The following is an 8,690-nucleotide window of genomic DNA, read 5'->3' as shown; positions in this document are numbered from 1 at the left end:
ATCCCCCCGAGCCACACCCGCGGCCAGATCGTCTCCGCCCTGCGCCTGCTCGAACGCAAGATGGTCACCCTGCCCCCGAAGAAGCACGGAAACATTCCCCTGTGAGCGTCGGCGACACCGTCGACGCGGTGAGCGTCGGCGACGGCGCCGCAGTACCTGTCAACACCCCGAGGACCAGTGAGGCGTCAGAACTATGAGCGTCAGCGAATACATTGAGACGGTGACAGACACGGAGACGACACTCGACGAGGTCGAGGTGCTCACCGAGGCCGCTGCCGCTGTCGATGCGGCAGCCGCGAGTGAAGGTACGCCATTGCCGGTCATCAAGGTGCTCAAGGGCAATCCCACCGATGTGGAGGTCGCGGCGCTGGTCGCCGTCCTCGTCGCCGCGGCTGGTGCGGGAGCGGAGCCGGTCGACACCACTCCCCCGGACCACTGGGGCGAGCCGACGAAGATGCACCGCGGGCGGGCACCGTTCTCGCCGTACTCGTTCCTGAACCGGGCGTGACGCGCCTCGTTCTCGCGTCGGCCTCGCCCGCGCGGCGCACCGTGCTCCGCAAGGCGGGGATCGAGCCGTACGTGCACGTGTCCGGTGTGGACGAGGACGCCGTGCAGGCGTCCCTGGGTCCGCGGGCGGAGCCGCATCGCGTGGTGACGGAACTGGCGCGTGCGAAGGCCGCGGCGGTGCTGCCCGCGCTCCCGGCGGACGTCGTCGCCGATGCCGTGGTGATCGGCTGCGATTCGATGCTGCTGATCGACGGTGAGCTGCAGGGCAAGCCGCACACGGCGGACGTGGCGCGGTCCCGGTGGCGGTCGATGGCGGGCCGCAGCGGGATCCTGTTGACGGGGCACTGTGTGATCCGGGTGCGGGGTGGCGTCGCGGTCGGCGAGGCGAGCGACGACAGTGCCACGGTGGTCCATTTCGGGACGCCGTCCGGCGACGACCTCGAGGCCTATCTCGATTCCGGTGAACCGATGCAGGTCGCCGGGGCGTTCACCCTCGACGGGCTCGGCGGCTGGTTCATCGACCGGATCGACGGTGATCCGTCGAGCGTGATCGGTATCGGGCTTCCGCTGGTTCGGCGATTGCTTGGCGAGGTGGGAGTCGGCATCTCCGAGTTGTGGTCCGCTTCCCCCGACCCCGCCTGACGGGCGGCCCCTAGGCGGGGTTCCGGCGCGGCATGGTCAGGGAGGCGAGGCCGAGCAGCGCGGCGACCGCGGCCACACCGAACAGCACCTGCTGCTGGGCTGGACGAACGCCTCGATCCGGCCGGCGCCGAGGCCGTCCTCGACCAGACCGAAGAACACGACGCCGACGACGGCGAGCCCGACCGCGCTGCCGACCTGCTGCACCGTCGGCAGCAGCCCGGACACGGCCCCGGTGTTCGCCGGCCGGACCGTCGCGAGGATCGCGGCCTGCAGCGGCGCCACGAACAGGCCGAGGCCGGCGCCGCCGACGAGCAGCGGGACGACGAACACGGCGCCGGACGGATCGTCGCCGACGGCGGGCAGGATGAACGCCAGCGCGACCAGGGATCCCGCGAACAGCGTCATCCCGAGCGGCAACACCCGGTTGCCGATCCGGCGGGCGACGGTACCTGCCAGGACCGCGGCGACGGCGGTGCCGACCGCCCACGGCATGGTCGTCACGCCGGCGCGCAATGCACTGAAGCCGTATCCGTACTGCAGGGTCAGCGCGATGGTGAAGACCAGGGACGACAGGGTGCCGAAGAAGGCGAAGGCGAGCAGCGCCCCGCGCGAGAAGGCCGGGTCGGCGAACAGCCCGAGCGGAAGAACCGGATCGCCGCCGCGGCGACCGAGCCGGCCTTCGTAGAGCACGAAGACCACCAGTACGGGTGCCGACGCCGCGAGCATCGCGAGCAGGGTCGGCGGCCAGTCCCGTTCGCGACCCTCGACGAGCGGGAAGACCAGCAGAAACAGGCCGAGCGCGGACAGCAACGCCCCGACCGGGTCGAGGCGGCGGTCGCGGGTGCGCGGGCGTCGATCAGGTACCGCCATCCGGCGACGAGTGCCGCGACGCCGAGTGGGACGTTGACGTAGAAGATGGCGCGCCAACCCCAGCCGAACAGGTTCCAGTGGGTGAGCTGCATGAAGACGGCGACCAGGCTGGCGGCGAGGCCGAGCCACGGACCCCAGCCGACCGGGTGTGAGGCGGCCGCAACGTGGTCGGCGTGGCGGTGAGCAATCGACATGGCGCATCACCGTAACCGACACGGTCCGGGTACCGTGTCTGTTCGGTGGCATGCCCTGGGGCGAGACTGCTCCGTGGCGTAGCCGTTGACGGAACTCGATCGCTCCAGAACCCTGAATGTGGCGATTGTGCTGCGGTGGTGGTGGTGAACGGTCACCTGCTCGCGCAGCCCTCGACCCGAAAACCCGCAGCACCGCACACAGTAACCACACAGTAACCACACAGCAATCGGACAGCAACCCGTCAGCCTCACCCCACCGCGATGCCCGCCGAACGACCGTGGCGTGCCCGCGTTGCACGTCTCGTAGGAGCCCGACCACATGGACCTTCACCTGATCACTCACTGGACCCCGCCGGCCGGTCGGGTCGTCGAGTGGAGGGTGACCGAGCGCGCCGCCGACGCCGCCCGCTCCGCCCCCGAGAATCCCACCGCGCCGTCGACGATCCAGGAACGGCACCTGCGCCGTGCCGCGGCCACCGCGGCGCGGGGCGAGATGCAGTCTCCGTGGATCGGGCTCGCGTTCGACATCGACCGGGCCCTCGACGAGCAGGCGATGGCACGGGCCATCGAGGCGTATCTACGCCGCAACGAGACGCTGTGGAGCTGGTTCGACTTCGCCGATGCGGACGGTGACCCGTCCGATTTCGGGAACCGGATGCGTCGGCACGTGATCGCACCGGAGTCCATCGAGATCGAACCCCGCGAGGTCGACCTCCCGCGGACCCCGGAGGCGGTCCGTGACCACGTCGCCCACCGGTTCGCGACCGCGACCAGCGCACTGGCGTGGCCGGCGTTCGTCATCGGTGCCGTCGAGCATCCGGACGGCGCCGGTTTCACGCTCTTCCATGCCGTCGACCATGCGCACACCGACCTGACGTCGATGGCGTACACGTTCACAGAACTGCGCACCCTGTACGACTCCGAGGCCGACGGCACCGGCCACGACCTGCGGGAGCCGGGCAGCTATCTGGAGTTCAGCAGGCGCGAGCGCGCGCGTGCGGCGGCCCTGACCACCACGTCGCCCGAGGTCGAGGGGTGGATGGAACACCTGCGCGCCATCGGCGGCGCGATGCCGGTCTTCCCCCTCGACCTCGGAACGCAGGGCGGTCCGCGACCGGGGATCGGCACCCGGGTGGTGCTGCTCGACGGCCCCGACAGTGACCGGTTCACGGACGTGTGCCGGGCGAACGGCGGGAACTTCGCCGGTGGGGTGTTCGCCGCGCTGGCGGTGACCGAGCGCGAGCTCGCCGGCCGCGACCGCTACTTCGCGATGTCCCCGTTGTCCACGCGCGACAGCGACGACACGGAGTGGTCGCAGGGCTGGTACATCAACCTGATCCCCGTCGGTTTCCCGACCGGGGACGCCGCGACGTTCACCGATCTGGTCAAGCCGGCCCAGAACTCGTTCCGATCGGGGAAGGAACTCGGCGCGGTGTCGATCCAGCAGGCGATCGAGACGGTCGTCGCCGAGCGTGGTGTCGCGGCGCTCAGCGAGTTCGCGGGCCTGACAGTGCCGCCGATCGTGTCGTACATGGACGGCCGCCGACTCCCGATGTCCGAGGAGTACGAGGCCGCCAACGCCACCGGCCTGGTCGGCGGGAAGGACACCACGATCGCGTCGATGTGGGTGAACCGGATGGACCACGGAACGTGGATCGACATCTCGCACCCGGACACCCCGCAGGCCCACGAGTCCGTGAACCGGTACGGGCGCCGTCTCTCCGAGATCATGACGGAGGTCGCGCGCGAGGGCGATCACAGGATCATTCCGGCGGACGCTCCGTCGGGGACGGAAGAATCACGCTGATGCACGTCACCGCGATCGACCGCTACGACATCGAGCCGGGCGCACTGACGGAGTGGACGCTGGCGCCCACGAGCGAGCTCGTCCAGTCGGACGTCCCACCCAGCTACAACCAGCGATTCCACCTGGACACCGCCCGCACCCACGGTGTCGGCAGCAGCGTGTGGATGGCGGCGAGCTTCGACGTTCCGGGGCCACTGGACCGGACGGTGTTGCAGCGCACGTTCGAGCTGATCACCCGACGCCACGACGCGCTGTGGACCGGATTCGAGGTGTTGCCGGATCGGATCAGCCGGCTGATGGTTCCGCCGCACGCGGTGGCCGTGGCGCCGTCGGAGGCCCTCGAGTTCGACGACACCGCTGCCCTGCGCACCCACCTGCGGGCCCGGTTCACCGAGGTCTGCGATCCGCTGACCTTCCCGGCGTTCCTGTTCGCGACCGTGGAGCGCGCGCACTCGACCACGGTGCTCGCGGCGTTCGACCACACCATCGTCGACGGCTATTCGCTCGTGATCGCCATCCGCGAGTTGCGGCAGGTCTACGAGTTGATCTGTGCGTCACCGTCGATCGCCGACGAGGACGTGCACACCCACCTCGACGACCCCGGCAGCTTCATGAGTTACTGCGTGGACGAGTCCGCCGAGGAGGAGGTCGACGCCTCCGATCCGCGGATCCGTGCGTGGGCGCACTTCTACGAGGCGTGCGGCGGCACCGCGCCGAGTTTCCCGCTCGACCTCGGTGTGCAGCCGGGCAGTCCCGCACCGCAGGCGTCCGACGTGCGGCGACTGCTCGGTGCGGCGGACGCGGATCGGTTCGACCGCGTGTGCACCGCCGCGGGCGGCGCGATGTTCACCGGTGTCCTCACGGCGATCGGGACGACGCTGCGTCGCGAGGGCGCACCGACGGTGGTTCCGCTGCAGTTTCCACTGCACACCCGCCTGGACCCGCGTTGGGAAGGCTCGATCGGCTGGTTGACCACCAGCGCGCCGATCACCGTCCGGATCGACCACCCCGACGACTTCGCGACGTCACTCACGGACACGCACGCGTCGTTCCGGTCGTCGCTGTCGCTGTGCGGGGTGTCGATGCCCCAGGTGCGGGCCGGGGTCGGGGACGGCTACCGCCGCACCAGCACGGACCTGTTCATGGTGTCGTACATCGACTACCGGCGGCTCGCGGGCACCGAGCGCCACCGCGAGATCAACGCGCATCACATCAGCAACGTGACGGTGTGCGACGACGCCCAGTTCTGGCTGTCCCGCACGGACGAGGGACTCTCGATTCGGTCGCGGTTCCCGAACACGGCGATCGCGCAGTCGACGATCGAGCGGTTCCTGTGCCGTCTGGTGCAGGTGCTCACGGAGGTCTGCGACCGTGGCGTGATGGTCCGGGATCCGGAGGAGGATCTGGTCCTGATCGAGTCGGCGGGCTGACGACGGTGTCCGGCACTCCGGCGGCCCACGCCCGGACGCCGGAGCCGCCGGGCGCATAGACTCGCGGTTGTCAACCCACCGTCTCGTCGTCAGGAGGCCGCCCGTGCCCGTTGCGCCCGATCCCCACCCGTCCTTCGCGGCCTATGCGCATCCGGAACGGCTCGTCACCTCGGAGTGGCTGGGCGCGCACATCGGCGCACCGGGAATCAGGATCGTCGAGTCGGACGAGGACGTGCTGCTCTACGACGTCGGCCACATCCCCGGCGCGGTGAAGATCGACTGGCACACCGACCTGAACGATCCGGTGACCCGCGACTACATCGACGGCGAGACGTTCGCGAAGTTGATGAGCCGCAAGGGCATCGGCCGCGACGACACCGTCGTCATCTACGGCGACAAGAGCAACTGGTGGGCGGCGTACGCGCTGTGGGTGTTCACCCTCTTCGGCCACGAGGACGTGCGTCTGCTCGACGGCGGCCGTGACGCATGGATCGCGGAGAACCGCGACACCACCCTCGACGTGCCGGAGTACGCACCCACCGACTACCCGGTCGTCGACCGCAGCGACGCACCGATCCGCGCGTTCAAGGACGATGTCCTCGCGCATCTGGGCGGTGCCCCCCTGATCGACGTGCGGTCGCCGCAGGAGTACACCGGCGAGCGAACCCACATGCCCGACTACCCGGAGGAGGGTGCGCTGCGCGGCGGACACATCCCGACCGCGGTGTCGATTCCGTGGGCGAAGGCCGCGGCCCCGGACAGCCGGTTCCGGTCCCGAGCCGAATTGGAAGAGATCTACGGCGATTTCGCGTCCGCCGACAACGTCGTCGCGTACTGCCGGATCGGTGAGCGGTCCAGCCACACCTGGTTCGTGCTCACCCACCTGCTCGGCTTCGAGAACGTCCGCAACTACGACGGATCGTGGACGGAGTGGGGCAACGCCGTTCGGGTCCCGATCGTCAAGGGCGACGCACCCGGTGAGGTCACGGCGATCGCATGACGCTGCCCGCCCCGCTCGCCGAGATCGTCGACGACTTCGCCTCGGTCGACGGTCAGGAGAAGCTGCAGTTGCTGCTGGAGTTCAGTCGCGAACTGCCGCCGCTGCCAGCGGAATTGGAGCAGGCGGCGATGGAGCCGGTGCCGGAGTGCCAGTCACCGCTGTTCCTGTCCGTCGACGCTTCCGACCGCTCGCAGGTGCGTCTGCACTTCAGCGCGCCGCCGGAGGCTCCGACGACCCGCGGGTTCGCCTCGATCCTGCACCAGGGTTTGGACGGGCAGAGCGCGGAGGAGATACTGGACGTGCCCGGAGACTTCTACGCTGCGCTGGGATTGGCCGACGCCGTCAGCCCGCTGCGCCTTCGGGGCATGTCCGCGATGCTCACCCGCATCAAACGTCATCTGCGCGAGTGAATGCGATCCATTCGGCGCGCGGATCTCGAGAAACAGGTGCTGCCGATGGAGTTCACCGAGCTGGCCGACTACCCGGTCGCCGCGGGAACGTTGACCGAGTGGATTCCCACGGCACCCGTCACCGGCGGGCACGGCGGTAGCGAGCGGGGTCACGGCAGCGTCGATCCGGCCCCGTCGAATCCGTGGTTCGAGGATCCGCGGGCCACGTCCTTCATCCAGGAGGGGCGCCTGCGCGACGCGGGCATGCGGTCCGGACCCGGGCGCGAGTCGTGGCTGGGAACCGCGTTCGAGATCGCGGGCCGACTCGACACCGCCGCGTTCGCTCGCGCCGTCGACACGTGGATCGACCGGCACGAGGGCCTGCGCAGCCACGCGACCATCCCGCCGCCGCACATCCCGGTGCACGGCGGGGCGCTGCGCCGGCGGACGGTGGCGCCGGGCCGCGTCCGGGTCAGCGCGCGGAAGCACGGCTACCGGACGTCCGGGGCCCAGAACTTCGAGCACCTGCACGCCCTCTTCGACGGCTGCACGTCGCCGGCGTCCTGGCCGGCGTTCGCCTTCGCCACGATCGAACCGCCGGACCGCGATCGCGCATTCACCGTCTACTTCGCCGCCGACCACGCGATCGTCGACGGATTCTCGGTGGTCCTGGTGGGCCAGGAGATCGAGTCGCTGTACCGGCGCGAACTCGGGGACGCGGAAGCCGACCTGTTCCCGGTGGGCAGCTACCTCGACTTCGGTGCCCGGGAACGGTCCGCGACGGGCGAACTGGACGCCGACCATCCCGCTGTCGCGTTGTGGCGCGGTGTCCTCGACCTCGGTGGCGGCCGGTTGCCCGAATTCCCTCTCGATCTCGGCGACTTCCCGGACCGTCCACTTCCCCAACGCGGGCTGTCCGCCTGGGTTCTCGATCCGGCCGGGGCCGACATGTTCGCGGTGGCGTGCCGCAAGATCGGGCACGGGTTCTTCGCGGGCACCCTCGCCTGCCTGGCCGTCGCGGGGGCAGAACTGGCGGGCGCCGAGAGGTTCGAGGCGGTCACCCCGATGAGCACCCGGGCCGATGCGGGGTGGTCGGGCTCGATCGGATGGTTCGTCGGGATCAGCCCGGTCGGGTTCCGGGTCCGCGGTGCGGGTTCCTTCGCGGAGTTGGTGCGCCGGGCGGCGGTGCAGGTCGCCGCCGCGAAGCCCGCTTCCCGGGTGCCGTACGAGTGGGTGTGTGAGGTCCTCGGTACCACCGCCCGCCCCCGGTTCGTCGTCTCCTACATGGATGTGCGGTTCGTTCCGGCCGCGACCGAGTGGGCGGACCGCAACACCCGGGCACTGCGGAGCAAGCAGTACGAGGACGACGTGTACGTGTGGGTGAACCGCACCCCGCAGGGCGTGAACATCGCTGCCCGGTACCCGGCGACGGACACCGCGACCGCGGCCGTGCACCGGTACATCGGCCGGCTGCGCAGCCTGATGGAGGAGGTCGTCGGGACGGGAACCTGCGCGGTGTCGGAGCGCGTCACACAGTGAACCGTAAAACTACTGGTCAGTAGGGTTTAGCGTGTTTCGCGCGGCGCTCGGACCGATGCGCGAGCCGGTTACCTGCGCAGGTGGGCCGGTGCCTACACTCCGAAGTACTGCCGTCAACAAGCCAGCCGGGTCCGACACTCGGTCGGGGATCCGCTGTGATCACCCGTTGCGATCTACAGGAGGCTCAGTGCCCAGTCATGCCAGCGCGCACATCACGAAGGTGCTTGTCGCCAACCGCGGCGAGATCGCTGTGCGGGTGATCCGGGCGGCGAAGGATGCCGGGTACGGCAGTGTGGCCGTGTACGCCGAGCC

9 protein-coding genes are annotated in these 8,690 nt (G+C 69.9%); 8 read left to right on the top strand and 1 reads right to left on the bottom strand.

Annotation, left to right across the window (positions count from 1 at the left end; translation table 11 throughout):
* Positions 1 to 220 precede the first annotated feature (220 nt).
* Both ACFYVR_RS26835 and ACFYVR_RS26830 read left to right on the top strand, forming a co-directional pair.
* Positions 221 to 508, top strand: coding sequence for an acyl-CoA carboxylase epsilon subunit (locus ACFYVR_RS26835; RefSeq protein ID WP_387479402.1), 288 nt, complete (start codon positions 221 to 223; stop codon positions 506 to 508).
* On the top strand, positions 505 to 1,149 hold the full coding sequence (locus ACFYVR_RS26830) for a Maf family protein (RefSeq protein ID WP_387479399.1): 645 nt from the start codon (positions 505 to 507) through the stop codon (positions 1,147 to 1,149). Before ACFYVR_RS26835 ends, ACFYVR_RS26830 begins: the two co-directional genes overlap by 4 nt.
* A 36-nt stretch (positions 1,150 to 1,185) precedes the next feature.
* Here ACFYVR_RS26830 and ACFYVR_RS26825 read toward each other — a convergent pair whose 3' ends face one another.
* Entirely contained in the window at positions 1,186 to 2,019 is an 834-nt protein-coding gene (locus tag ACFYVR_RS26825; protein WP_387479396.1) for an MFS transporter, read from the bottom strand.
* Positions 2,020 to 2,532: 513 nt separating this feature from the next.
* Between ACFYVR_RS26825 and ACFYVR_RS26820 the strand changes: the two genes are divergently transcribed.
* From ACFYVR_RS26820 to ACFYVR_RS26795, 6 genes are all read left to right on the top strand, one after another.
* Entirely contained in the window at positions 2,533 to 4,020 is a 1,488-nt protein-coding gene (locus ACFYVR_RS26820) for a condensation domain-containing protein (RefSeq protein WP_387479393.1), read from the top strand.
* Complete coding sequence (locus tag ACFYVR_RS26815; protein WP_387479390.1) at positions 4,020 to 5,450, top strand: condensation domain-containing protein; 1,431 nt, start codon at positions 4,020 to 4,022, stop codon at positions 5,448 to 5,450. Before ACFYVR_RS26820 ends, ACFYVR_RS26815 begins: the two co-directional genes overlap by 1 nt.
* A 103-nt stretch (positions 5,451 to 5,553) precedes the next feature.
* Positions 5,554 to 6,450: a sulfurtransferase gene (locus ACFYVR_RS26810; protein ID WP_387479387.1), complete on the top strand. Its 897-nt coding sequence runs from the start codon at positions 5,554 to 5,556 to the stop codon at positions 6,448 to 6,450.
* The gene (locus ACFYVR_RS26805; RefSeq protein ID WP_387479384.1) at positions 6,447 to 6,860 is read left to right on the top strand and encodes a SufE family protein; all 414 of its coding nucleotides are present in this window, start codon (positions 6,447 to 6,449) and stop codon (positions 6,858 to 6,860) included. Before ACFYVR_RS26810 ends, ACFYVR_RS26805 begins: the two co-directional genes overlap by 4 nt.
* 45 nt (positions 6,861 to 6,905) lie before the next feature.
* On the top strand, positions 6,906 to 8,378 hold the full coding sequence (locus ACFYVR_RS26800) for a condensation domain-containing protein (protein ID WP_387479382.1): 1,473 nt from the start codon (positions 6,906 to 6,908) through the stop codon (positions 8,376 to 8,378).
* 187 nt (positions 8,379 to 8,565) lie between these two features.
* Positions 8,566 to 8,690 (top strand): biotin carboxylase N-terminal domain-containing protein (locus ACFYVR_RS26795; RefSeq protein WP_387479404.1); only part of this gene is annotated, 125 nt, incomplete at its 3' end.

Origin of the sequence: Rhodococcus sp. NPDC003318, assembly GCF_042879035.1 — a bacterium.
In the GTDB taxonomy this organism is placed as follows: Bacteria; Actinomycetota; Actinomycetes; order Mycobacteriales; family Mycobacteriaceae; genus Rhodococcus_G.
The sequence above is the reverse complement of the archived record's forward strand: the minus strand, read 5'-3'. Positions and strand labels throughout refer to the sequence as shown.

Coding starts and splice junctions, on each gene's coding strand:
- ACFYVR_RS26825 (WP_387479396.1), bottom strand. CDS start 2,019: ATGGCGGTACCTGATCGACGCCCGCGCACCCGCGACCGCCGCCTCGAC.
- ACFYVR_RS26820 (WP_387479393.1), top strand. CDS start 2,533: ATGGACCTTCACCTGATCACTCACTGGACCCCGCCGGCCGGTCGGGTC.
- ACFYVR_RS26815 (WP_387479390.1), top strand. CDS start 4,020: ATGCACGTCACCGCGATCGACCGCTACGACATCGAGCCGGGCGCACTG.
- ACFYVR_RS26805 (WP_387479384.1), top strand. CDS start 6,447: ATGACGCTGCCCGCCCCGCTCGCCGAGATCGTCGACGACTTCGCCTCG.
- ACFYVR_RS26800 (WP_387479382.1), top strand. CDS start 6,906: ATGGAGTTCACCGAGCTGGCCGACTACCCGGTCGCCGCGGGAACGTTG.